This is a genomic window from Streptomyces sp. NPDC015144 (assembly GCF_043079735.1).
In the GTDB taxonomy this organism is placed as follows: Bacteria; Actinomycetota; Actinomycetes; order Streptomycetales; family Streptomycetaceae; genus Streptomyces.
Window position 1 is genome coordinate 53,805 of sequence record NZ_JBIBUU010000020.1, and the last position, 23,274, is coordinate 77,078.

17 protein-coding genes are annotated in these 23,274 nt (G+C 71.3%); 12 read left to right on the plus strand and 5 right to left on the minus strand.

Annotation, left to right across the window (positions count from 1 at the left end; translation table 11 throughout):
- Positions 1-25: 25 nt before the first annotated feature.
- Complete coding sequence (locus tag ACF08W_RS28230; protein ID WP_392280939.1) at positions 26-1,240, minus strand: trypsin-like serine peptidase; 1,215 nt, start codon at positions 1,238-1,240, stop codon at positions 26-28.
- A gap of 332 nt (positions 1,241-1,572) precedes the next feature.
- Here ACF08W_RS28230 and ACF08W_RS28235 point away from each other — a divergent pair, with 332 nt between their 5' ends.
- The 5 genes from ACF08W_RS28235 to ACF08W_RS28255 are packed head-to-tail and all read left to right on the plus strand — an operon-like array spanning position 1,573 to position 9,597.
- Positions 1,573-2,946, plus strand: coding sequence for a diaminobutyrate--2-oxoglutarate transaminase family protein (locus ACF08W_RS28235; protein ID WP_392280940.1), 1,374 nt, complete (start codon positions 1,573-1,575; stop codon positions 2,944-2,946).
- Between the two features lie 29 nt (positions 2,947-2,975).
- Positions 2,976-4,865 (plus strand): IucA/IucC family protein, encoded by a 1,890-nt coding sequence (locus ACF08W_RS28240; protein ID WP_392280941.1) that lies wholly within the window; start codon positions 2,976-2,978, stop codon positions 4,863-4,865.
- Between the two features lie 41 nt (positions 4,866-4,906).
- Positions 4,907-5,662, plus strand: coding sequence for a GNAT family N-acetyltransferase (locus ACF08W_RS28245; RefSeq protein ID WP_385205345.1), 756 nt, complete (start codon positions 4,907-4,909; stop codon positions 5,660-5,662).
- A gap of 60 nt (positions 5,663-5,722) precedes the next feature.
- Positions 5,723-7,588, plus strand: a complete 1,866-nt coding sequence (locus ACF08W_RS28250; RefSeq protein ID WP_392280942.1) for an IucA/IucC family protein — start codon at positions 5,723-5,725, stop codon at positions 7,586-7,588.
- 38 nt (positions 7,589-7,626) lie between these two features.
- Positions 7,627-9,597 carry an ATP-dependent DNA helicase gene (locus ACF08W_RS28255; RefSeq protein WP_385205351.1) on the plus strand — a complete coding sequence of 657 codons (1,971 nt, stop codon included), beginning with the start codon at positions 7,627-7,629 and terminating at the stop codon, positions 9,595-9,597.
- 115 nt (positions 9,598-9,712) lie between these two features.
- Here the strand turns inward: ACF08W_RS28255 and lexA are convergent, their stop codons facing one another.
- Positions 9,713-10,507: a transcriptional repressor LexA gene (gene lexA, locus ACF08W_RS28260; RefSeq protein WP_352279525.1), complete on the minus strand. Its 795-nt coding sequence runs from the start codon at positions 10,505-10,507 to the stop codon at positions 9,713-9,715.
- A 493-nt stretch (positions 10,508-11,000) separates the two neighbouring features.
- On the opposite strand from lexA, the gene nrdR reads away from it, so the two are divergent.
- The 4 genes from nrdR (at position 11,001) to ACF08W_RS28280 (ending at position 17,615) form a co-directional block, all read left to right on the plus strand.
- On the plus strand, positions 11,001-11,507 hold the full coding sequence (gene nrdR / locus ACF08W_RS28265) for a transcriptional regulator NrdR (protein WP_352279523.1): 507 nt from the start codon (positions 11,001-11,003) through the stop codon (positions 11,505-11,507).
- Between the two features lie 160 nt (positions 11,508-11,667).
- Entirely contained in the window at positions 11,668-14,562 is a 2,895-nt protein-coding gene (locus tag ACF08W_RS28270; protein ID WP_385205355.1) for a vitamin B12-dependent ribonucleotide reductase, read from the plus strand.
- A 134-nt stretch (positions 14,563-14,696) separates the two neighbouring features.
- Positions 14,697-15,140, plus strand: a complete 444-nt coding sequence (locus ACF08W_RS28275) for a helix-turn-helix transcriptional regulator (RefSeq protein WP_352279519.1) — start codon at positions 14,697-14,699, stop codon at positions 15,138-15,140.
- 84 nt (positions 15,141-15,224) lie between these two features.
- Positions 15,225-17,615, plus strand: coding sequence for an ATP-binding cassette domain-containing protein (locus ACF08W_RS28280; protein WP_385205359.1), 2,391 nt, complete (start codon positions 15,225-15,227; stop codon positions 17,613-17,615).
- A 109-nt stretch (positions 17,616-17,724) separates the two neighbouring features.
- Here the strand turns inward: ACF08W_RS28280 and ACF08W_RS28285 are convergent, their stop codons facing one another.
- A complete protein-coding gene (locus ACF08W_RS28285) occupies positions 17,725-18,261 on the minus strand; it encodes a TerD family protein (RefSeq protein WP_392280943.1) in 537 nt (178 codons plus the stop codon).
- Positions 18,262-18,410: 149 nt separating this feature from the next.
- Positions 18,411-19,367 carry a DUF1152 domain-containing protein gene (locus ACF08W_RS28290; protein ID WP_392280944.1) on the minus strand — a complete coding sequence of 319 codons (957 nt, stop codon included), beginning with the start codon at positions 19,365-19,367 and terminating at the stop codon, positions 18,411-18,413.
- A gap of 91 nt (positions 19,368-19,458) precedes the next feature.
- Between ACF08W_RS28290 and ACF08W_RS28295 the strand changes: the two genes are divergently transcribed.
- The gene (locus ACF08W_RS28295; RefSeq protein ID WP_352279515.1) at positions 19,459-20,064 is read left to right on the plus strand and encodes a YdbC family protein; all 606 of its coding nucleotides are present in this window, start codon (positions 19,459-19,461) and stop codon (positions 20,062-20,064) included.
- An 87-nt stretch (positions 20,065-20,151) separates the two neighbouring features.
- Here the strand turns inward: ACF08W_RS28295 and ACF08W_RS28300 are convergent, their stop codons facing one another.
- Positions 20,152-20,811, minus strand: a complete 660-nt coding sequence (locus ACF08W_RS28300; protein WP_392280970.1) for a TetR/AcrR family transcriptional regulator — start codon at positions 20,809-20,811, stop codon at positions 20,152-20,154.
- Positions 20,812-20,944: 133 nt separating this feature from the next.
- On the opposite strand from ACF08W_RS28300, the gene ACF08W_RS28305 reads away from it, so the two are divergent.
- Entirely contained in the window at positions 20,945-22,699 is a 1,755-nt protein-coding gene (locus tag ACF08W_RS28305; protein WP_392280945.1) for an ABC-F family ATP-binding cassette domain-containing protein, read from the plus strand.
- Positions 22,603-23,262 carry a histidine phosphatase family protein gene (locus tag ACF08W_RS28310; RefSeq protein ID WP_392280946.1) on the plus strand — a complete coding sequence of 220 codons (660 nt, stop codon included), beginning with the start codon at positions 22,603-22,605 and terminating at the stop codon, positions 23,260-23,262. Before ACF08W_RS28305 ends, ACF08W_RS28310 begins: the two co-directional genes overlap by 97 nt.
- Positions 23,263-23,274 lie beyond the last annotated feature (12 nt).

Consider the following 23,274-nt stretch of genomic DNA (forward strand, 5'->3'; position numbering starts at 1 on the left):
CATGGCCGGAGTTGGCGATTCCGCCTCACTGTCCCGCGTACTTCTTGCTCACCGACTCGTAGATGCCCTTGGCCACGTCACCGAAGCGCGGACCGGCCAGCCAGCCGGCGGTCACCGGGCCGATGGAGGTGTTCGAGACCAGCGCGGGCTTGCCGTCCTGCCCCGTGGCGACCCAGCCGCCGCCGGAGGAGCCGCCGGTCATGGAGCAGCCGATGCGGTACATCGTCGGGTCCTGCGCGGTCAGCGAGAGCCGGCCCGGCCGGTCCTGGCACTGGAACGCCTTCTGGCCGTCGTACGGCGGAGCGGCCGGGAAGCCGGTCGCCGTCATGGCGGAGATCTTCGGCACGGCCGGGGCGTTGAACTCGACGGGCAGCGCCGAACCGACCGTCTCCTCCAGGGACTTGCCCGTCGCGCCCTTCTCCGGCGTCACGTGCAGCACCGCGTAGTCGTAGGGCGCGCCCTGGCCGCCCGAGGAGGCCCCCTGCGAGATCCACTGGTCGGAGGTCTGCGCCCAGTCGCCCCACCACACGCCGTAGGGAGCGATCTGCTCCTTGGTCGCCTTCTTCAGCGCGGACGTCGGCATGCCCTCGTTGTTGTACGACGGCACGAAGGCGATGTTGCGGTACCAGCCGCCCTTCTTGCCCGCGTGCACGCAGTGCCCGGCGGTCCACACCAGGTTGGACTTCCCGGGGTGCGCCGGGTCCGTGACCACGGTCGCGGAGCAGACCATGGTGCCCTCGGGGCTGTCGAAGAGCAGCTTCCCGGACGCCGGGGCGCTGTCGTGGTACGGCGTCGCGACACCGGTGGCCCGGACCGGCACGGGTGTCGGGTCCGTCACGCCCGCGTCGCCGGAGATGTCGTTGTCGACCGGCTGCTCGGGGGACTTGTCCGCGTCCCGCATGCGGTCCGGGTCCCAGAGCCCCTCGATGATCGGGTTGACGAAGTCCTTGGCCTCACGCAGCCAGGTCTCCTTGTCCCAGTTCTTCCACTCGCCGTTCTTCCACTTGTCGAGATCGATCCCGTGTTCCTTGAGGCGGTTCTTCAGGTCCTCGGGAATCTTGATCTTGCCGTCCGCGGACGGGTCGGCGGAGACGCTCGACGCGCCGTCCGCGTTGTCCTCCTCGGGCCCGCAGGCGGTGGCGGTCAGCGCGAGGGCCGCGGCCACGGCGGCCACGGCGAGCACCGGCCGACGGCGCCCCTTCCCCTGACGTGCGGCGAGAGCCGGTCGAACGAGTCGCATGTGGTGATCCCCCTGGGACTTCCGTAACCCAACACTTCCGTACAGCACTTCGGCGGCGCTCCGAGCCGGCCGCTCCGAACACCTCCGAGGACGATCGGACGAGTGTCCGGTTTCCTGTGCGGCCCCCACTATGCCGGTGCCGATGGGGACGGCGACCGGCAGGTCCGTGGTTCCGCGGCCGCAAGGATCTTCCGATTTACCCGTGATCCACCGCGTTCGGCGTCGTTGGTACGTGCGGAAGCGCCGGGAACAGCGTTCAACCCCGCACCTTGTCCGTGCGCGCCGGCGAACCGATGTGCAACGCAACCGTTACAGCAGGAGGACCGAAAGCCGTGGCCGTGACCGAATCAGCCCCGGTGGCAGCACCGGCGGTGCACGAAGGGATTCTGCGCCGCCAGTCCCTGCGGGAATCCGCCGCCCGGACCTATGCGCGCTCGCTGCCGATCGTGCCGGTAAGGGCCCGCGGGCTGACCATCGAGGGAGCGGACGGGCGGCGCTATCTCGACTGCCTCTCCGGCGCGGGCACCCTGGCGCTCGGGCACAACCACCCGGTCGTCCTGGAGGCGATCAAGAAGGTGATCGACTCGGGGGCGCCGCTGCACGTCCTCGATCTGGCCACCCCGGTCAAGGACGCCTTCACCACGGAGCTGTTCGCCACGCTGCCCCGGCGGTTCGCCGAGAACGCCCGGATCCAGTTCTGCGGACCGGCGGGCACCGACGCGGTGGAGGCGGCCTTCAAACTGGTCCGCGGCGCGACCGGGCGCAGCGGCCTGTTCGCCTTCACCGGCGCCTACCACGGCATGACGGCGGGGGCGCTCGCCGCGTCCGGCGGCGCCGAGGACGTCGCGGTGACCCGGCTGCCCTTCCCGCGCGACTACCGCTGCCCCTTCGGCGTCGGCGGGGAGCGCGGCGCCGAGATCGCCGCCCGGTGGACCGAGAACCTCCTCGACGACCCCAAGTCCGGCACCCCCCTGCCCGCCGGGATGATCCTCGAACCCGTCCAGGGCGAGGGCGGGGTGAATCCGGCGCCGGACGGCTGGATGCGCCGGATGCGCGCGATCACCGAGGCCCGCTCCGTCCCGCTGATCGCCGACGAGGTCCAAACCGGGGTCGGCCGCACCGGCGCCTTCTGGGCGGTCGAGCACAGCGGGATCGTGCCCGACGTGATGGTGCTCTCCAAGGCGATCGGCGGCTCCCTCCCGCTCGCCGTGATCGTCTACCGGGCCGAACTCGACACCTGGCAGCCCGGCGCCCACGCGGGCACCTTCCGGGGCAACCAGCTCGCGATGGCCGCCGGTACGGCCACCCTCGCCTACGTACGGGAGAACGGTCTCGCCGAGCGCGCCGCCACCCTCGGCGCCCGGATGCTCGCCCGCCTGCGGGCGCTGGCCGCCGACCACCCCACCCTCGGCGACGTGCGCGGACGCGGCCTGATGATCGGGATCGAGCTGGTCGACCCGGAGGCCGACGGCGACGGCCCCGAACCCCCGCCGGCCCCCGCCCTCGCCCTCGCCGTCCAGCAGGAGTGCCTGCGCCGCGGCCTCATCGTCGAACTCGGCGGACGCCACTCCACCGTCGTACGCCTCCTCCCGCCCCTGACCCTCACCGATGAACAGGCGACCGCGGTCGTGGACCGCCTCGCCGACGCCCTGGCGGCCGCCGAGCGGCTGCCGCACCGCCGGATCACGACCGGGTCGGTCCGCTGACCCCGGACGCCCTCACGAGAAAGACCACCGTGAACCCCACCCCCACCCCCCACATCGACGGAGCCTCCCCCACTCCGCAGTGCGCACAGGCCGGGACCGCCGGCCCGCTCGTCCTCGAACAGTCCCTCGTGCCGCGGCAGATGACGGCCCCGCCCGAGGAACGCCACCCCGCCGGAGCCTTGCTCCCCGCCGGGGCACCGGCCGATCCGCTCGACCACCCGGACCCGCACCGGGCCGCCGACACGGCGGGCACCGAGAACCTGCTGCGCTGCTGGGTCCGGGAGACGGGGCTGCCCGGCCCGGACGGGCCCGTGCTCCGCGTCCCCCTCCCCGCCAGCGGAACGGCCCTGCTCGTCCCCGTCCTGCACTGGTCGGACACCGGCTGGCACCGCTTCGGCCCGCCCGCCCTGGAGGGGGCGCCCGAGGGCGCACCACCCGCCGACGCCGTCACCGTCGCCGCCCTCCTGGGCCGCGAGGCCGGTCGCGACCACGGCGCCGACCTGGTGGCCCGGGTGGCCGACTCGGTGCGCCGCACCGCGGAGTTCATCGCCGAACGGCGCGGCGCCCCGCATCCCCCGGCCGGCGTCGACCTCTTCCTCACCGCCGAACAGTCCCTGCTCCTCGGCCACCCGCTGCACCCCACCCCCAAGAGCCGCGAGGGGCTCTCCGAGGCCGAGTCCCGGCTCTACTCGCCCGAGTCGCACGGCTCCTTCCCGCTCCACTGGATGGCCGTCGACCGGTCCGTACTGGCCACCGACTCCGCCTGGACCGACAAGGGCCGCCCGGTGCCCGCCGCCGAACTGGTCGCCGCCCACGCCGAAGGGCTACGACTGCCGGACGGCACCACACCGCTGCCCCTCCACCCCTGGCAGGCCCGTGAACTGCGCCACCGCCCCGAGGTGGCCGCCCTGTTCGACGCCGGGCTCCTCCACGACCTGGGACCGCACGGCGAGCACTGGCACCCCACCTCCTCGGTCCGTACCGTGCACCGGCCCGGCGCCGACGTCATGCTCAAGCTCTCCCTGGGCGTCCGCATCACCAACTCCCGCCGGGAGAACCTCCGCAAGGAACTCCACCGCGGCGTCGAGGTCCACCGGCTGCTCCGCAGCGGACTCGCCACCGAATGGCACACCGCCCACCCGGAGTTCGACATCGTCCGGGACCCCGCCTGGCTCGCCGTCGACGGTCCGGACGCCACCCCCGTCCGGGGCCTCGACGTGATCCTGCGGCACAACCCGTTCGGGCCGCTGGACGACGCCGTCTGCATCGCGGCCCTGACCGCGCCCCGCCCCTGGCCGGGGCGGCCGGGCATGCGCTCGCGGCTCGCCGGGATCGTGCACGCGCTGGCCGCCGCCACCGGCCGGGGAACCGGCGCGGTCGCCACCGAGTGGTTCCTGCGCTACCTGGACCGCGTCGTACGCCCGGTGCTCTGGCTCGACGGCCGGGCCGGGGTGGCCCTCGAAGCGCACCAGCAGAACACCCTGGTGCTCCTGGACCAGCAGGGGTGGCCGGCCGGCGGCCGGTACCGGGACAACCAGGGCTACTACTTCCGCGAGTCCCACCGCGCCGCGCTGGAGGAGCGGCTCCCCGGCATCGGCGCGCTGAGCGACACCTTCGTCTCCGACGCCGTCACCGACGAGCGGTTCGCCTACTACCTCGGCATCAACCACGTGTTCGGCCTGATCGGGGCGTTCGGCGCCCAGCGCCTCGCCGACGAGCGGGTACTGATCGCGGCCTTCCGCCGGTTCCTCGGCTCGGCCGCCGGTCTGGGCTCCCCGCTCACCGCACACCTGCTGGAGAAACCGCACCTGCGCTGCAAGGCCAATCTGCTGACCCGGATGCACGGCCTGGACGAGCTGGTCGGGCCGGTCGACACCCAGTCCGTCTACGTCACCATGGCCAACCCCCTGCACGCCTGAGGGCCCGGCCACCGACCGACCGCCGAGAGGAGAACGCCCCCGTGGCTCCCGCCGACGCGTACGCCGACGCCGGTACCGGCCCCGTCCCACCGGCCGACACCGGCGCCGACGACACCCTGGACCTGGAACTTCCCGAGGAACTCCGCGCCCTGTGCGGCGAGGACGCCCGAGCCGTCGGGGACGACCCGGACCGGGGGGCCGGCGAGGAGCCGACGGCGGCCCACTCGTACCTGCTCGACCGCCCGGCCGACTGGCGCCCCGTCGCCACGTCGGCCGGGGTGTTCCAGCTCGTCCCCGTACGGCTGGAGCGCGACCTGGCCGTGCTCAGCCGGTGGATGAACGACCCGGCGGTCGCGGCCTTCTGGGAGCTGGCCGGGCCCGAGGCCGTCACGGCCGCCCATCTGCGCCCCCAGCTCAACGGCGACGGGCGCAGCGTGCCCTGCCTCGGCGTGCTCGGAGGTGTCCCCATGAGCTACTGGGAGATCTACCGCGCCGATCTCGACCCGCTGGCCCGCCACTACCCGGCCCGCCCGCACGACACCGGGATCCACCTGCTCATCGGCGGTGTGAACGACCGCGGTCACGGCATCGGCACCACGCTGCTGAGGGCCGTCGCCGATCTCGTCCTCGACCACCGCCCCCGGTGCGCGCGGGTGGTCGCCGAGCCCGACCTCCGCAACACCCCGTCCGTCTCCGCGTTCCTGAGCGCCGGCTTCCGCTTCTCCGCGGAGCTGGAACTCCCCGACAAGCAAGCCGCCCTGATGGTCCGCGACCGAATCCACCGTGCCCAACTGTGAACGAACCATTGCCCCATTCACCCCGTTCGAACCCCCTGGGTTCCACCCCGAGGAGTCCCCGTGCCTACATATCCCGAGAGCCATGAACCAACAGCGGAGTCCGCCTCACCGCTCCGCACGCCCGAACTGAACCGCACGGCCTGGGACCGGGCCGCCGCCCGGCTGCTCGCCAAGACGCTCGAACAGTTCGCCTACGAGGGAGTCGTCGAGCCGGTCCGTCGAGCCGGCCGGGGCGACACGTACACCCTCGCCCTCGACGACGGCGGCAGCCTCGCCTTCCGTGCCCGGCGGGGGGCGTACGGAAGCTGGCACATCGTCCCGGACTCCGTCCTGGAGACCCCGGCGCCGCCACCCGGCGGGGGACCGGTCGCCGGCGCCACACCCTTCCGCGATCCCCTCCGCTTCCTCGTCCGCGCCCGTCGGCTGCTCGGCGTCGACGGAGCCACCCTCGGGCACCTCATCCGCGAGATCACCACCACCCTCGCCGCCGACGCCCGCCTCGACCACACCGCGCTCACCGCCGCCGAGCTGGCCGACCTCGACTACGCGGAGCTGGAGGGGCACCAGACCGGCCACCCCTGGCTCGTCGCGAACAAGGGCCGCCTCGGCCTCTCCGCCGCCGACGCCGCGCGCTACGCCCCCGAGGCCCGCACCCCGCTCGCCCTGCCGTGGATCGCCGTCTCCACCACCATCGCCGCCTACCGGGGAGCCGCCGGACTGACCGGCCCGGAGCAGCTCTACGCCCATGAGCTCGCCCCCTCGGTCCGAGCCTCCTTCGACGCGGTGCTCCGCTCCCGGGGGCTCGACCCCGGCGGCTACCTCTTCCTCCCCGTGCACCCCTGGCAGTGGGACGAATGGATCGTTCCGCTCTTCGCCCCCGCCCTCGCCGCCGGGGAGATCGTGCCGCTCCACGCCGACCCGGACCTCCGGCTGCCCCAGCAGTCCATCCGCACCTTCAGCAATGTGAGCCGTCCGGACCGGCACTCCGTCAAGCTGCCGCTGTCGATCCTCAACACCCTGGTCTGGCGCGGACTGCCGACCGAGCGGACCCTCGCCGCCCCCGCCGTCACCACCTGGGTGCACGGCCTGCGCGACCAGGACGCCTTCCTCCGCGACACCTGCCGGGTCGTCCTCCTCGGCGAGGTCGCCTCCGTGACGGTCGAGCATCCGCTCTACGACCGCCTCCCCGAGGTTCCGTACCAGTTCAAGGAGATCCTCGGCGCGATCTGGCGCGAGCCGCTGCTGCCCCGGCTCGTCCCCGGTGAGCGGGCCCGGACCCTCGCCTCGCTGCTCCACACCGACCCGCACGGTCGCGCCTTCACCGCCGAGCTCGTCGCCCGCTCCGGGCTGACCCCCACCGTCTGGCTGACCCACCTCTTCGCCGCCCTGCTCCCGCCGCTGCTCCACTTCCTCTACCGGTACGGCACGGTCTTCTCCCCGCACGGTGAGAACGCCATCGTGGTCTTCGACGAACGGGACGTGCCGGTACGCCTGGCGATCAAGGACTTCGTCGACGACGTCAACGTCAGCTCCCAGCCGCTGCCGGAGCACGAGACGATGCCCGAGGAGGTGCGCCGCATCCTGCTCACCGAGGACCCCTCCTTCCTCACCCAGTTCATCCACTCCGGGCTCTTCGTCGGCGTGTTCCGCTTCCTGTCGGCGCTCTGCGAGGAGCAGCTGGCGGTCCCCGAGGACGAATTCTGGTCACTCGTCCGGGCCGAGATCCTGCGCCACCACGCCCGCTTCCCGGAGCTCAAGGACCGGTTCGAGATGTTCGACCTGCTCACTCCCGAGATCGAGCGCCTCTGTCTGAACCGCAACCGGCTGCACGAGGACGGCTACCGGGACCGTCCGCGGCGCCCGCACGCCGCCCGCCACGGAACCGTGCCCAACCCGCTCGACCCCGCCGCCGGAGTCCGGGAGTGACCGCTGTTGTCAGTGGCGACCCGTACGCTGGTCGGGCTATGACGAAGCCATCCCTCCCCGAGCTCCTGCACGCCGCCGTGACCGCCGTCGGCGGTGCGGAACGCCCCGGTCAGGCCGCCATGGCCGAGGCCGTCGCCGAGGCCGTGGACGACCAATCCCATCTGCTCGTCCAGGCCGGTACCGGCACCGGAAAGTCCCTCGGCTACCTGGTGCCCGCGCTCGCGCACGGGGAGCGGGTGGTGGTCGCCACGGCGACCCTGGCGCTCCAGCGCCAGCTGGTGGAGCGCGACCTTCCGCGTACGGTCGACGCCCTGCACCCGCTGCTGCGACGGCGCCCCCAGTTCGCCATGCTCAAGGGCCGGTCGAACTACCTGTGTCTGCACCGGCTCCATGAGGGGGTGCCGCAGGACGAGGAGGAGGGGCTCTTCGACCCGTTCGAGGCCGCCGCCCCGTCGAGCAAGCTCGGCCAGGACCTGATCCGGCTACGGGACTGGTCGGACGAGACGGAGAGCGGGGACCGCGACGATCTCACCCCGGGCGTCTCCGACCGCGCCTGGGCACAGGTCTCCGTCTCCTCGCGCGAGTGCCTGTCCGCCTCGAAGTGCGCGTACGGGGCCGAGTGCTTCGCGGAGGCGGCCCGTGAGCGGGCCAAGCTCGCCGATGTCGTGGTCACCAACCACGCCCTTCTCGCCATCGACGCGATCGAAGGGGCCCCGGTGCTCCCGCAGCACGAGGTGCTGATCATCGACGAGGCCCATGAGCTGGTCTCCCGGGTCACCGGCGTGGCCACCGGCGAGCTCACCCCGGGCCAGGTCAACCGGGCGGTCCGTCGGGCGGCGAAGCTGGTCAACGAGAAGGCCGCCGACGCGCTGCAGACCGCCTCGGAGGGGTTCGAGCGGGTGATGGAGCTGGCGCTCCCCGGCCGCCTGGAGGAGGTCCCCGAGGATCTGAACTACGCGCTGCTCGCCCTGCGCGATGCCGCGCGCACGGTGATCTCCGCCCTGGGCGCGACCCGCGACAAGTCCGTCCAGGACGAGGACGCCGTGCGCAAGCAGGCCCTGGCCTCGGTGGAGTCGATCCACGGCGTCGCGGAGCGGATCACCCAGGGTTCGGAGTACGACGTCGTCTGGTTCGAGCGCCACGACCGGTTCGGTGCTTCGCTGCGGGTCGCCCCGCTCTCCGTATCGGGGCTGCTCCGGGAGAAGCTCTTCACCGAGCGGTCCGTCGTGCTCACCTCGGCCACGCTGAAGCTCGGCGGCGACTTCAACGGGGTGGGTGCCTCGCTCGGGCTGGCCCCCGAGGGCACCGAGGGCGAGGACCTCCCGCAGTGGAAGGGGCTGGACGTCGGCTCGCCGTTCGACTACCCGAAGCAGGGCATTCTCTACGTCGCCCGGCATCTGGCCACGCCGGGGCGGGAGGGCTCCCGTACCGACATGCTGGACGAGCTCGCCGAGCTGGTCGAGGCGGCGGGCGGGCGCACGCTCGGGCTGTTCTCCTCGATGCGGGCCGCCCAGGCCGCGGCCGAGGAGCTGCGGGGCCGGCTGGACAAGCCGATCCTCCTCCAGGGCGAGGAGACCCTCGGCGAGCTGATCAAGAATTTCGCGGCCGACCCCGAGACCTGCCTCTTCGGCACGCTCTCGCTCTGGCAGGGCGTCGATGTGCCCGGGGCCAGCTGCCAGCTGGTGGTCATGGACCGCATCCCCTTCCCGCGCCCCGACGATCCGCTGATGAGCGCGCGCCAGAAGGCGGTCGAGGAGGCGGGCGGCAACGGCTTCATGGCCGTCGCGGCCACGCATGCCGCGCTGCTGATGGCCCAGGGCGCCGGCCGGCTCGTCCGGGCGACGGGGGACAAGGGCGTGGTGGCCGTGCTCGACCCCCGTCTGGCCAACGCCCGGTACGGGAGCTATCTGCGCGCCTCGCTGCCCGACTTCTGGTACACCACCGACCGCAACCAGGCGCGTCGCTCGCTCGCGGCGATCGACGCGGCGGCCAAGGCGGACGGGCGGTAGAGGCCAAGGCGGACGGCTGTCCGCACCGGGACCCCGGCCGGGGTCCCGGTGCGGACATGAGCGGACCCCGGGATCGGCGCAGTGGATCCCGGGGCCCGGTCGGAGGGGGCGGGCCTCACACCCGCCGCAGGACGGCCACCACCTTGCCGAGGATCGTCGCCTCGTCGCCCGGAATCGGCTGGTACGCCGCATTGTGCGGAAGCAGCCAGACGTGGCCGTCCTCCCGCTTGAAGCGCTTGACGGTGGCCTCGCCGTCCAGCATGGCGGCCACGATATCGCCGTTCTCCGCGACGGGCTGGCGGCGGACGGTGACCCAGTCGCCGTCGCAGATGGCCGCCTCGATCATCGAATCGCCGACGACCTTGAGAACGAACAGCTCACCGTCACCGACGAGCTGGCGGGGGAGGGGGAAGACGTCCTCGACCGACTCCTCGGCGAGGATGGGGCCACCCGCCGCGATCCGGCCGACCAGGGGCACGTACGATGCCGCGGGCTTGCCGGTCGTGTCGGTGGGCTGCGAGCTGGGCTGGTCCGAACCGCGGACCTCGTACGCCCGGGGCCGGTGGGGGTCGCGACGCAGGAAGCCCTTCCGCTCCAGGGCCATCAGTTGGTGCGCCACGGAAGACGTGCTGGAGAGGCCCACCGCCTGGCCGATCTCCCGCATGGAGGGGGGGTAGCCGCGCCGCTGCACGGAATCCCGGATCACCTCGATGACACGGCGTTGCCGGTCCGTGAGCCCCGAGCTGTCCGCCCGGATCCCGGGAGGGCGGCCGGGCAAGGAGCGCGCTGGGCGCGCGGAATCCGGCCCGTCCATGTTCGTGACTGAGTCGTTCATGGCATGCACCGGCTCGAATCGGCCCTGGGAGCGGTCCTGGGCGGTGATGGTGGCGCTGTCTGCGGTGGTGGTCACGTCGGCCCCTCTCGAATGGTCTCCCTGGCTGGACAACGGTAGTGGCTTTCGAAAGGTTGCGCCAAACACACGTTCGAGTGAAAAAGGGATAAAAGCCTGTCGCGTGTTCTCGGTCAGGTGTATGTGCGAGAACAATGTGCCAGGTCCGGGCGGACCGGTCCGCAGGGTGGGTGGACGCCTCCGCCCGGGGCGAGGGCGGGCGCCCGTCCGGGGCCGTCGGGAGGGACCCGCGATCCCGGCCGCCGCGCCGTTCCCGTAACCTCTGATGCGGCCGCTACGCTGCCTGCCGGTCGCCCGTCACGGGCGACACGCGGTAGGGCCGAATGCGGGACCAAACCCAAGATCTAGTGGTTGGATTGCTCCGGCCGCCCAGAGGTTGTGGTCCTCGGTCGATCGAGGGTGTGGCCATCGCCTATGCTTGTGACAGCTTCGAAGGGCCCCGGCGGGCCCTGGTGAGGCTATTCAGTCGTGCTGTGAAGGAGGGTTCGGAGCCATGCACTGCCCCTTCTGCAGGCACCCCGACAGCCGGGTCGTCGACAGTCGCACCACCGATGACGGCACGTCGATCCGGCGCCGTCGCCAGTGTCCCGACTGTGCCCGCCGTTTCACGACGGTGGAGACCTGTTCGCTGATGGTGGTGAAGCGCAGCGGTGTGACCGAGCCCTTCAGTCGGACCAAGGTCATCTCCGGGGTGCGCAAGGCGTGCCAGGGGCGGCCGGTCACCGAGGACGCCCTCGCCAAGCTCGGCCAGCGGGTCGAGGAGGCGGTACGGGCCACCGGGAGCGCCGAGCTGACCACGCACGACGTGGGCCTGGCCATCCTCGGCCCCCTGCGGGAACTCGACCTCGTCGCGTACCTGCGCTTCGCGTCCGTGTACCGGGCGTTCGACACACTCGAAGACTTCGAGGCCGCCATCGCGGAACTCCGCGAGTTGCGGCCCTCCACGCAAGAAGGCGGCGGGGCCGCGGAGGTTCCCGTTCCCGCCGGCGCCGCCGACTGATCGGCACCGGTCGGCCGTCGCGATCACGCGGAGCCGGCCGAGGGGCGGCTTCATAGACCTGCTTCGGGCGCCCCGAGTGGCGTTCGAAGCATCAGAGACAGACAGTGCCCGGGAAGTTCTGGGCACTTCAGGGTGTTTTTGCCCACATATGGGAGGCGGCATGACAGAGACGGCGAGCGGCCCGGCACGAGGTTCCCGTACCAAGGGAGCCAAGTCGAGCAAGGGGCTGCGTATCGAGCGCATCCACACCACCCCCGGCGTGCATCCGTACGACGAGGTGGCGTGGGAGCGTCGTGACGTCGTCATGACCAACTGGCGCGACGGCTCGATCAACTTCGAGCAGCGTGGCGTCGAGTTCCCCGACTTCTGGTCGGTGAACGCGGTCAACATCGTCACCAGCAAGTACTTCCGCGGGGCCGTCGGCACCCCGCAGCGCGAGACCGGTCTGCGCCAGCTCATCGACCGGATCGTGAAGACGTACCGCAAGGCCGGCGAGGACTACAGCTACTTCGCCTCCCCCGAGGACGCCGAGATCTTCGAGCACGAGCTGGCGTACGCCCTCCTGCACCAGATCTTCAGCTTCAACTCCCCGGTCTGGTTCAACGTCGGGACGCCCCAGCCGCAGCAGGTCTCCGCCTGCTTCATCCTGTCCGTCGACGACTCCATGGAGTCGATCCTCGACTGGTACAAGGAAGAGGGCATGATCTTCAAGGGCGGCTCCGGCGCCGGCCTGAACCTCTCCCGTATCCGTTCCTCCAAGGAACTGCTCTCCTCCGGCGGCAACGCCTCCGGCCCGGTCTCCTTCATGCGCGGTGCCGACGCCTCCGCCGGAACGATCAAGTCCGGCGGCGCCACCCGGCGCGCGGCCAAGATGGTCATCCTCGACGTCGACCACCCCGACATCGAGAACTTCATCGAGACCAAGGTGAAGGAGGAGGAGAAGATCCGCGCCCTGCGCGACGCGGGCTTCGACATGGACCTGGGCGGCGACGACATCACGTCCGTCCAGTACCAGAACGCCAACAACTCGGTCCGGGTCAACGACGAGTTCATGAAGGCCGTCGAGTCCGGCGGCACGTTCGGGCTGCGCGCCCGCATGACCGGCGAGGTCATCGAGGAGGTCGACGCCAAGTCGCTCTTCCGCAAGATGGCCGAGGCCGCCTGGGCCTGCGCCGACCCCGGCATCCAGTACGACGACACGATCAACCACTGGCACACCTGCCCGGAGTCCGGCCGGATCAACGGCTCGAACCCCTGCTCCGAGTACATGCACCTGGACAACACCTCGTGCAACCTCGCCTCGCTGAACCTGATGAAGTTCCTCAAGGACGACGGCAAGGGCAACCAGTCGTTCGACGTCGAGCGCTTCTCCAAGGTCGTCGAGCTGGTCATCACCGCGATGGACATCTCCATCTGCTTCGCCGACTTCCCGACCCAGAAGATCGGTGAGAACACCCGCGCCTTCCGCCAGCTCGGCATCGGCTACGCCAACCTCGGCGCCCTGCTGATGGCGACCGGCCACGCCTACGACAGCGACGGCGGCCGCGCCCTCGCCGGTGCCATCACCTCGCTGATGACCGGTACCTCGTACAAGCGCTCCGCCGAGCTCGCCGCGGTCGTCGGCCCGTACGACGGCTACGCCCGCAACGCCGAGCCGCACCAGCGCGTCATGAAGCAGCACGCCGACGCCAACACGGCCGCCGTCCGCACGGACGACCTGGACAACCCGATCTGGGCCGCCGCGACGGAGGCCTGGCAGGACGTCCTCCGCCTCGGCGCGAAGAACGGTTTCCGCAACGCGCAGGCCTCGGTCATCGCGCCGACCGGCACCATCGGCCTGGCGATGTCCTGCGACACCACCGGCCTGGAGCCCGACCTCGCCCTGGTCAAGTTCAAGAAGCTGGTCGGCGGCGGCTCGATGCAGATCGTCAACGGCACCGTCCCGCAGGCCCTGCGCCGCCTGGGCTACCCGGAGGAGCAGATCGAGGCGGTCGTCGCCCACATCGCCGAGCACGGCAATGTGATCGACGCCCCCGGCCTGAAGACCGAGCACTACGAGGTCTTCGACTGCGCGATGGGCGAGCGCTCCATCTCCGCGATGGGCCACGTCCGCATGATGGCCGCGATCCAGCCGTGGATCTCCGGCGCGCTGTCCAAGACGGTGAACCTGCCGGAGACGGCCACCGTCGAGGACGTCGAGGAGGTCTACTTCGAGGCGTGGAAGATGGGCGTCAAGGCGCTCGCCATCTACCGCGACAACTGCAAGGTCGGCCAGCCCCTCTCCGCGAAGACCAAGGAGAAGGAGAAGGCCGAGGTCACGGCCAAGGCCGAGGAGACCATCCGTACCGCGGTCGAGAAGGTCGTCGAGTACCGCCCGGTCCGCAAGCGCCTCCCCAAGGGCCGTCCCGGCATCACCACCTCCTTCACGGTGGGCGGCGCCGAGGGCTACATGACCGCCAACTCCTACCCGGACGACGGTCTCGGCGAGGTCTTCCTGAAGATGTCCAAGCAGGGCTCCACCCTCGCGGGCATGATGGACGCCTTCTCCATCGCCGTCTCGGTCGGTCTGCAGTACGGCGTGCCGCTGGAGACCTACGTCTCGAAGTTCACCAACATGCGGTTCGAGCCGGCCGGTATGACGGACGACCCGGACGTGCGGATGGCGCAGTCGATCGTCGACTACATCTTCCGCCGCCTCGCGCTGGACTTCCTGCCCTTCGAGACCCGCTCCGCGCTCGGCATCCACTCGGCCGAGGAGCGCCAGCGCCACCTCGACACCGGCTCGTATGAGCCCTCCCTCGACGACGAGGACCTGGACGTCGAGAGCCTGGCCCAGTCGGCCCCGGTGCGCACGGAGCCGCTGAAGGCGGTGGCCCCGGTGCAGGAGGCGGAGAAGCCCGCCCCGAAGACCGCGCACACCTCGGCGGAGCTCGTCGAGATGCAGCTCGGGATCAGCGCGGACGCGCCGCTCTGCTTCTCCTGCGGCACCAAGATGCAGCGTGCCGGTTCCTGCTACATCTGCGAGGGCTGCGGCTCGACCAGCGGTTGCAGCTGATCATCGGAGTACCCCGGTCACCGGGTGAGGAGGGCGTCGGCCAGCGGCCGGCGCCCTCCGGCGTACTCGGGACGGTCCGAGGCTCCGACGTTCGCGAGGGGCGACTGTCCGAGCCGTGTGGCACCATCGCGCAGATGACGAGCAGACCCGATGAGGCACAGCGGCTGAGCGACCTCGCGCGGCTGCGCCGCGTCCGCGACCGGATCGACCGCGACTTCGCGCAGCCGCTCGACGTCGAGACGCTGGCCCGTGGCGCGCACATGTCGGCGGGGCATCTGAGCCGCGCCTTCCGGCAGGCGTACGGGGAGTCCCCGTACGGCTACCTGATGACCCGGCGCGTGGAGCGGGCGATGGCCCTGCTGCGCCGCGGCGACCTCGGTGTCACCGAGGTCTGCTTCATGGTCGGCTGCTCGTCGCTGGGTACCTTCAGCACGCGCTTCACCGAGCTGGTGGGCATGGCGCCGAGCACCTACCGGCGGGAGGCCGCGCGGGCCACGGAGGGGATGCCCGCATGCGTGGCGAAGCAGGTCACCAGACCGGTCAGGAATCGAGAAGCGCGGCCACCGGCCCGCGACTAGCGTGCGGTGCGTGCGGTTCCACGCGCACATGAGCCTCCCGCCGCACCCGGGGGGTCCCGCCCGACAGATGGAGACACGACCAGCATGGCCAAGAGGACGGACACGGCGGCGCCCGAGCGGCACGCAGCGGACAGTCACGACATGATCCGCGTGCACGGCGCGCGTGTGAACAACCTCAAGGACGTCAGCATCGAGATCCCGAAGCGCCGTCTGACGGTGTTCACGGGCGTCTCCGGCTCGGGCAAGAGCTCACTGGTGTTCGGCACCATCGCGGCCGAGTCGCAGCGGTTGATCAACGAGACGTACAGCGCCTTCGTGCAGGGCTTCATGCCGAGCCTGGCGCGGCCCGAGGTCGATGTGCTCGACGGGCTGACCACCGTGATCACCGTCGACCAGCAGCGCCTCGGTGCCGACCCGCGCTCCACGGTCGGCACCGCCACCGACGCCAACGCGATGCTGCGCATCCTCTTCAGCCGGCTGGGCAAGCCGTACATCGGGTCGCCCCAGGCCTTCTCCTTCAACGTCGCGTCGGTCCAGGCCAGCGGCGCGTTCAAGGTCGACCGGGGCGCCGACCGGACCAGGACCGTCAAGCGGACCTTCAGCCGCACCGGAGGCATGTGCACCCGCTGCGAAGGCCGCGGCACGGTCTCGGACATCGATCTGAGCCAGCTGTACGACGACACCAAGTCGCTCTCCGAGGGCGCGTTCACCATCCCCGGCTGGAAATCGGACAGCTTCTGGACCGTACGGGTCTACGCCGAGTCCGGCTTCCTCGACCCGGACAAGCCGATCCGGGAGTTCACCGAGAAGGAGATGCGCGACTTCCTCCACCGGGAGCCGACCAAGGTGAAGGTCGAGGGCGTCAACCTCACCTACGAGGGACTGATCCCCAAGATCCAGAAGTCCTTCCTTTCGAAGGACAAGGAGGCGTTGCAGCCGCACATCCGCGAGTTCGTGGAGCGGGCCGTCACCTTCACCACCTGCCCCGGGTGCGAGGGCACCCGGCTCAGTGAGGAGGCCCGCTCCTCGAAGATCGGGAAGCTGAGCATCGCCGACGTCTGCGCCTTGCAGATCAGCGACCTGGCCGAGTGGGTGCGCGGCCTCGACGACCCCTCGGTGGCCCCGCTGCTCGCCGCGTTGCAGCAGACCCTGGACTCGTTCGTGGAGATCGGGCTCGGCTACCTCTCGCTGGACCGGCCCTCGGGCACGCTCTCCGGCGGCGAGGCCCAGCGCGTCAAGATGATCCGCCATCTCGGCTCCTCGCTCACCGATGTCACCTATGTCTTCGACGAACCCACCATCGGCCTGCACCCGCACGACATCCAGCGGATGAACGACCTGCTGCTGAGGCTGCGGGACAAGGGCAACACGGTGCTCGTGGTGGAGCACAAGCCGCAGACGATCGCCATCGCCGACCATGTCGTCGACCTGGGGCCCGGGGCCGGTCCGGGCGGCGGTGCCGTCTGCTTCGAGGGCACCGTCGAGGGGCTGCGCTCCGGCGACACGATCACCGGACGGCACCTCGACGACCGCGCCGCGCTGAAGGACACGGTGCGCGAGCCCGCCGGTGCGCTGAGGATCCGGGGGGCGAGCACGCACAACCTCCAGGGTGTCGACGTCGACATCCCGCTCGGCGTGCTCACGGTCGTGACCGGTGTCGCGGGGTCCGGCAAGAGCTCGCTCGTGCACGGGTCGATGCCCGGCGGCACGGAGGTGGTCTCGGTCGACCAGAGCGCCATCCGGGGCTCCCGGCGGAGCAACCCGGCGACGTACACCGGGCTGCTCGACCCGATCCGCAAGGCGTTCGCGAAGGCCAACGGCGTGAAGCCCGCGCTGTTCAGTCCCAATTCCGAGGGTGCCTGCCCGGCCTGCAACGGGGCGGGGGTCGTCTACACGGACCTGGCGATGATGGCCGGGGTCGCCACGCCCTGCGAGGAGTGCGAGGGGAAGCGGTTCCAGGCGTCGGTGCTCGATCATCTCCTCGGCGGCCGGGACATCAGCGAGGTGCTCGCCATGTCGGTGGCCGAGGCCGAGGAGTTCTTCGCCGAGGGCGAGGCGCGCATCCCGGCGGCACACCGCATCCTGGAGCGGCTCGTGGACGTCGGGCTGGGCTATCTCGGCCTGGGCCAGCCGCTGACCACCCTCTCCGGCGGCGAGCGCCAGCGGCTCAGGCTCGCGACGCACATGGCCGACAAGGGCGGGGTGTACGTGCTCGACGAGCCGACCACCGGACTCCACCTCGCCGATGTGGAGCAGTTGCTCGGCCTGCTGGACCGGCTCGTCGACTCGGGCAAGTCGGTCATCGTCGTCGAGCACCACCAGGCGGTCATGGCGCACGCGGACTGGATCATCGACCTGGGGCCCGGGGCCGGCCACGACGGCGGCCGGATCGTCTTCGAGGGCACCCCGGCCGAGCTGGTGGCCGCCCGCTCCACCCTCACCGGCGAGCACCTGGCGCAGTACGTCGGAGCCTGACGCCCCGCCCGCCGATGCCCCGACCAGGACCTTCGCCCGGGTCGGGGCATCGGCGGAGCCGCGCCGTTCTCGTCGTCACGTGGTGCGTACGGGGCGGTCGGCCGCCGCCTCATGCGTCGGGCGTACGGTTCCCCATCGTCGCGGCGAACGTGCCCGGGGTGCCGTCGAAGCCCCGGACACCGGCGTGGAAGACCCAGGATCCCGAGGCGTCGCGGGCGAATTCGGCCACGACGGCCGCGGTGGCCGAGCCGACCGACGAGAAGTCGTCCTCCGCCAGAACCGTGTAGCCCTCCCGGACCTGCATCCCCGTGCCCGCCACCTCGGCGAACGTCAAGTGCCCTTCGCGCTGTTGGATGGCGACACCGACGAGCACCCGGGAGTACGCGCTCGACACACGGTCCAGCTCCAGCGTCATCTCCTCGTCGAAGCCGAAGCCCTGGCCGGTCCGACTGTCACGGTTGAGGGTGATGGTGCCGTCCGGCGAGCGGCTGTCGAAGTGCACGAGATACGCCGGGTCGCCGTACGGGGCTTCGGCGAGGTAGGTCGCGGCGATGATGTCGAGATCGTGGGCCGGGGATCCCGCAGGGCTGGGGTCCCATTTGAGCCTGATCACGACCTTGTCCACGTCTTTGTTGGGGCTGCTCACACATGCCTCCCGGGCTTCCCGCTGGACCGTCGAACCGTTGACACTGCCCGATCATGTCCGCAACAGGCCGTGGATCCAACCGAATCGGCGCGGAGCGACGTGATCGGGCCACCGGGACGGGCGGGCGCGGCCGGGGTGGGCGCCGGTGGTCAGTGCGGGATCCGGCGCGGCGGCCGCTGCGTGATCTCGTCACGGAACTCCTCGATCACGCTGCTGACCTGACGGATCAGCTGGGTGTGCTCGATCCGGTCGAGATAGTGGCAGTTGCGGGCCACGCCCTCGAGCTCGAAGGCGAAGCAGAGCGTCATCAGTGGGTTGATGAAGAGCTCGCTGCCACGGGTGCGTGAGGTGAATTGGACGTCTCCGAACGCCCCTTGGGCGGCGGCGGCGATGGAACCGTTCACGATGCTGGAGTGGTCGGGGGTGTGGTGCTGGGCGTGCGCGACGGCGTCGACGAAGAGCGCGCCCTCGCGCGTCGAACGGGAGACGGAGAACGCGCCGAGGTAGGCGCCGTCGCGTTCGAGCGCGGCCATGTTCTCCAGGACGAGCCCGTGGCTGACCCCGTGGTAGGCGTCGACGCCGAAACCCACGGACACCACGAAGCGCTCCGGTACGTCGATCGCGGCGAGCGCGGCGACGCTGGTCAGGTCCTCCTCGGGGGTGCCGAGCCCGGATTCGTCGCCGCGCATCAGGATGTCCGTACCGCCGTCGACCAGGACGACCGCGTCGATGTCGTACCGCTCGATCAGCGCCCGGTAGGCGGCGCGCAGGGGTTGTACGCCGACCCGGGAGAAGGCGTGGACCGTGCACGGGTAGCCGTGCAGCTTCAGCCATTGGGCGAGCGTCCGCTCCGGGAAGTACGCCTGGTGCGGGGCGGTTTCGGGAGTGATCGCGGCGACGTCGGGGGCGAGCCAGGACGCGGCGGGAAGTCCCGCGAGGGCGCTGAACGACAGATTGGCGAGCTGTACCTGCTTGCCCTGGTGGAACAGCGAGAGCGCGAGGGGAAGCCCCGCGTAGATGTCGAAACCTCCGCCGGCCCCCGCGACGAGGACGCGCTCCGCGGATTCGAGCCGGGAGAACAGGGGGTTGGTGTGCAACGAGGACATGGAGGTCATTCTGCGGTCCGCGGCGGCCGGTTGGGGAGGTTGCTCCGTCCGGCAGTGACCCGTACCACGTCCGGCGCCGTACGATGACTTGGTGCTGGTGAAGTGGATTCGTTGCACCGTGATGGACCGTCGAGGCTTCGAGCGGGGGCAGCGGGAGTGGGCGGGGCTGCTCGGCGAGCCCGGATTCCGGGGGCAGGGCGGCGGATGGAGCCGCCTCCACCCGGAGGTCGCCCATGTCTTCTCCTTCTGGGACAGCCGTGTCTTCTACGACTCGTTCATGGCGCGGGCGCACGACGCCCTGGCGGCCGAGCAGTCCGGTACGTACAACGCCGCACAGGTCAAGCTCTTCGAGCACCGCTTCGACGTGAAGACGGGGTTCGAACCGCGGTTCACCGACGCCGATGTGGTCCGGGTGGCGCACAGCCGGGTGCGCGAGGACCGGGTGGAGCACTTCGCGCTGATGCAGGAGAGGGTGTGGAACCCGGCGATGGCCGGGTCCCCGGGCATGCTGCGCGGGGTGTTCGGAGAGGCGCCGGGGCGGGAGTTCCTCGTGCTGTCGATGTGGCAGTCGAGCGCCGAGCGCGGCAAGTACCGGGCCGGGAGCATCGAACGGCTGACGCAGCGGGCGCAGACCGAGGATGATGTGGCGGAGCTGGCGGGCGACGTCGTCCAGCTCGAACCGTCGTGGACGGTCTGACGGGTGGAACGGCTGCGGGCCGTGTGACCGGCAGGGGCCGTGCCGATTCGGCGGGACCGGTGAGCCGGGGGCTCCGCTCCGGGCCCATCAGGTGGATTTCGCCGGTGAGTTGAAGACTCCGGCACGGGCGGCCGCCAGGGTCACCGCCGCGGACCGGTCGGCCAGCTCGGTCCCGACCGGCTCGCGGGTGATGAACAACCCGAGGAACAGGGGCGATACCACCGATCTGACCAGCGCCCCCGCATCCGTGCCCCGGTCCAGCTCCTGCCGGGCGACGGCGCGCGAGACGACGGCTTCGCAGCGGGTGAACCGCTCGCGGTAGAAGGCGCGCAGCGCCTCGGCGGCGCGCTCGGACTGGAAGGCCGCGGCGATGAACGCGGTGGGCGCGGCCGCCGCGGCCGGGTCCGCGAAGGAAGCGGCCGTCGTCCGGGCCAGGGCGCGGAGATCCCCTTCCAGCGATCCGGTGTCGGGTGGGGTCCAGCTGTCCTCGCCGGCCAGGTCGAGGGCGTCGGCGACCAGCCCTTCGAGGTTCCCCCAGCGGCGGTAGAGAGTCGTCTTGTGGACGCCGGAATGCTCCGCGACGTACTCGATGGTGAGCCCGGGATAGCCGTGCTCGGCCAGACCCGTGAGGACCGCGTCGCGCACCGCGGCCCGGGTGCGGGCCGTCCTTCCCCCGGGGCGGCGGGTGCCGGGGGCCGCAGGGTCGGCTGTCGCGGCGGTCTCGGCGAGGGGTGGGGGCGTCGGCACCTCCCCCGCAGCGGGCGGGGTGGCTTCGGGGGGTCGTCGCTCATTCAATTGCTACTCCAGTTGCGTTAGTGGTTCCCAGTGTGCCACACTCGCTTTAACGCAACAAGATGTGCATTAGTTTGGAGGTGTTCTTGTGCCCACCCAGATCGCTCTGCGTGGGGTGACCCTGTCCCGTGGTGACAGGCTCCTGCTCGACGACGTGTCACTGACCGTGCGCCCGGGGGAGCGGATCGGCATCGTCGGGGAGAACGGGGCGGGGAAGACGACCCTGCTTCGGGTCCTCGCGGGGCTAGAACCCCCCGACTCCGGGCGTGCGTTCACCGCTGCCGCCCGCGGCGCCGGGCTGCTGCCGCAGACCCCTGGACTGCCGCCCGGACGCACGGTCCAGGACACCGTCGACGACGCGCTCGCGGAACTGCGCGCGATGGAAGAGGAGTTGCGGGCGGCCGAGGCGTCGCTCGGCGAGGCGGACGGTCCCGGGCTCGCCGCGTACGGGGAGCTGCTCACCGCCTTCGAGCTGCGCGGGGGATACGAGGCCGATGCCCGCGTCGACAGGGCGATGCACGGCCTGGGCCTCGCGCACATAGGGCATTCGAGGAAGCTCGGCAGTCTCTCCGGCGGGGAGCAGGCGAGACTGGGTCTGGCCTGTCTGATGGCCGCTCGCCCCGAGGTGATGCTGCTCGACGAACCCACCAACCATCTGGACGAGGCCGCGCTCGACTGGTTGGAGGGCGAGCTGTGCGCCCACCCCGGCACGGTGATCGCCGTGTCCCACGACCGGACGTTCCTGGAGCGTGTCGCCACCGCGATCCTGGAGGTGGACGCCGACCGGCGGACGGTCGTGCGCTACGGCGGGGGCTACGACGGATTCCGCGCCGAGCAGCGCGCCGCGCGACAGCGCTGGGAGCAGTCCTACGCCCAGTGGTGCGAGGAGACCGGGCGGTTGGAGGAGTACGCGGCGACGACGGCCCACGGCATCGCCACGGGCCGCCCCATCAAGGACAACAACAAGATGGCGTACGACCGCGCCGGTGGCCGGGTCCAGGCCTCGGTCTCCGGCCGGGTCCGCAACGCGCGCAAGCGACTGGAGCGGCTGCGGGCACACCCCGTACCCAGACCGCCCGACCCCCTCGCGTTCTCCGTCCTGCCGACGGCCGGTGCCACCGGGGGCGAGCTGGTCTCCCTGACGGACGTGCGGGTGGGTGACCGGCTCGTGGTCGAGCGGCTCTCCGTGACAGCGAGTGACAGACTCCTGATCCGGGGCGGCAACGGCGCGGGAAAGTCCACGCTGCTCCGGGTCATGGCCGGAGTGCTCGAACCGGACGCGGGCCGCGTGTCCCGCCGGGGCGCGATCGGCTACCTCGCCCAGGAGATCCCGGTGCACCGGCCGGCGGAGCCCGTGCTCGCCGCCTTCGGCCGGGGTCTGCCGCTCACCGAGGACGAGCAGGCCGACCTGATCCTCTCGTACGGGCTGTTCCGTTCCCGTGATCTCCGGGTGCCGGTCGGATCGCTCTCGGCCGGCCAGCGCAGACGACTGGCCCTCGCCCGCCTCCTGGCCCGCCCGGCGGATCTGCTGCTGCTCGACGAACCGGCGAACCACCTGGCGCTCGGACTCGTACAGGAACTGGAGGAGGCGCTCACGCACTGGACGGGCGCGCTGGTCGTGGTCTCGCACGACCGGCGGCTGCGCCACCGCTTCACCGGCGACATCATCCGGATGGAGGCGGGCCGGCCGCTCGACAGAACCCCGGCCCCCCGCCCGTCGGGGCGACACCCCCTAGGGTCGGGTACATGGCACGACCGCAACGCATTGTCCTCGTCCGGCACGGGGAGTCCGAGGGCAACGCCGACGACACGGTGTACGAGCGCGAACCCGACCACGCGCTGAGGCTCACCTCGGCCGGGCGCAGGCAGGCCAGGGAGACGGGTGCCGGGCTGCGCGAGCTGTTCGCGGGCGAGCGGGTCAGTGTCTACGTCTCGCCCTACCGCCGCACCCATGAGACCTTCCGCGCCCTCGACCTGGACCTGGAGCGGGTACGGGTGCGCGAGGAGCCGCGCCTGCGCGAGCAGGACTGGGGCAACTGGCAGGACCGGGACGACGTACGCCTGCAGAAGGCGTACCGGGACGCGTACGGCCACTTCTTCTACCGCTTCGCCCAGGGGGAGTCCGGGGCCGATGTGTACGACCGGGTGGGGGCCTTCCTGGAGAGCCTGCACCGCAGCTTCGAGGCCCCCGACCATCCGGAGAACGTCCTGCTGGTCACGCACGGCCTGACCATGCGTCTGTTCTGCATGCGCTGGTTCCACTGGTCGGTCGCCGAGTTCGAATCACTGTCCAACCCGGGCAACGGGGAGACCCGGACGCTGACCCTCGGAGCGGACGGGCGCTACACCCTTGACCGGCCGTTCGAGCGCTGGCGAACCCCTGAGCCGTACGGCATCACCGGATAGAGTGGGAAGGCG

Excerpts from the sequence above, each read along its gene's own strand:
- ACF08W_RS28230 (WP_392280939.1), bottom strand. The coding sequence starts at position 1,240 with ATGCGACTCGTTCGACCGGCTCTCGCCGCACGTCAGGGGAAGGGGCGC.
- ACF08W_RS28255 (WP_385205351.1), top strand. The coding sequence starts at position 7,627 with ATGACGAAGCCATCCCTCCCCGAGCTCCTGCACGCCGCCGTGACCGCC.
- nrdR (WP_352279523.1), top strand. The coding sequence starts at position 11,001 with ATGCACTGCCCCTTCTGCAGGCACCCCGACAGCCGGGTCGTCGACAGT.
- ACF08W_RS28270 (WP_385205355.1), top strand. The coding sequence starts at position 11,668 with ATGACAGAGACGGCGAGCGGCCCGGCACGAGGTTCCCGTACCAAGGGA.
- ACF08W_RS28275 (WP_352279519.1), top strand. The coding sequence starts at position 14,697 with ATGACGAGCAGACCCGATGAGGCACAGCGGCTGAGCGACCTCGCGCGG.
- ACF08W_RS28280 (WP_385205359.1), top strand. The coding sequence starts at position 15,225 with ATGGCCAAGAGGACGGACACGGCGGCGCCCGAGCGGCACGCAGCGGAC.
- ACF08W_RS28290 (WP_392280944.1), bottom strand. The coding sequence starts at position 19,367 with ATGTCCTCGTTGCACACCAACCCCCTGTTCTCCCGGCTCGAATCCGCG.
- ACF08W_RS28310 (WP_392280946.1), top strand. The coding sequence starts at position 22,603 with ATGGCACGACCGCAACGCATTGTCCTCGTCCGGCACGGGGAGTCCGAG.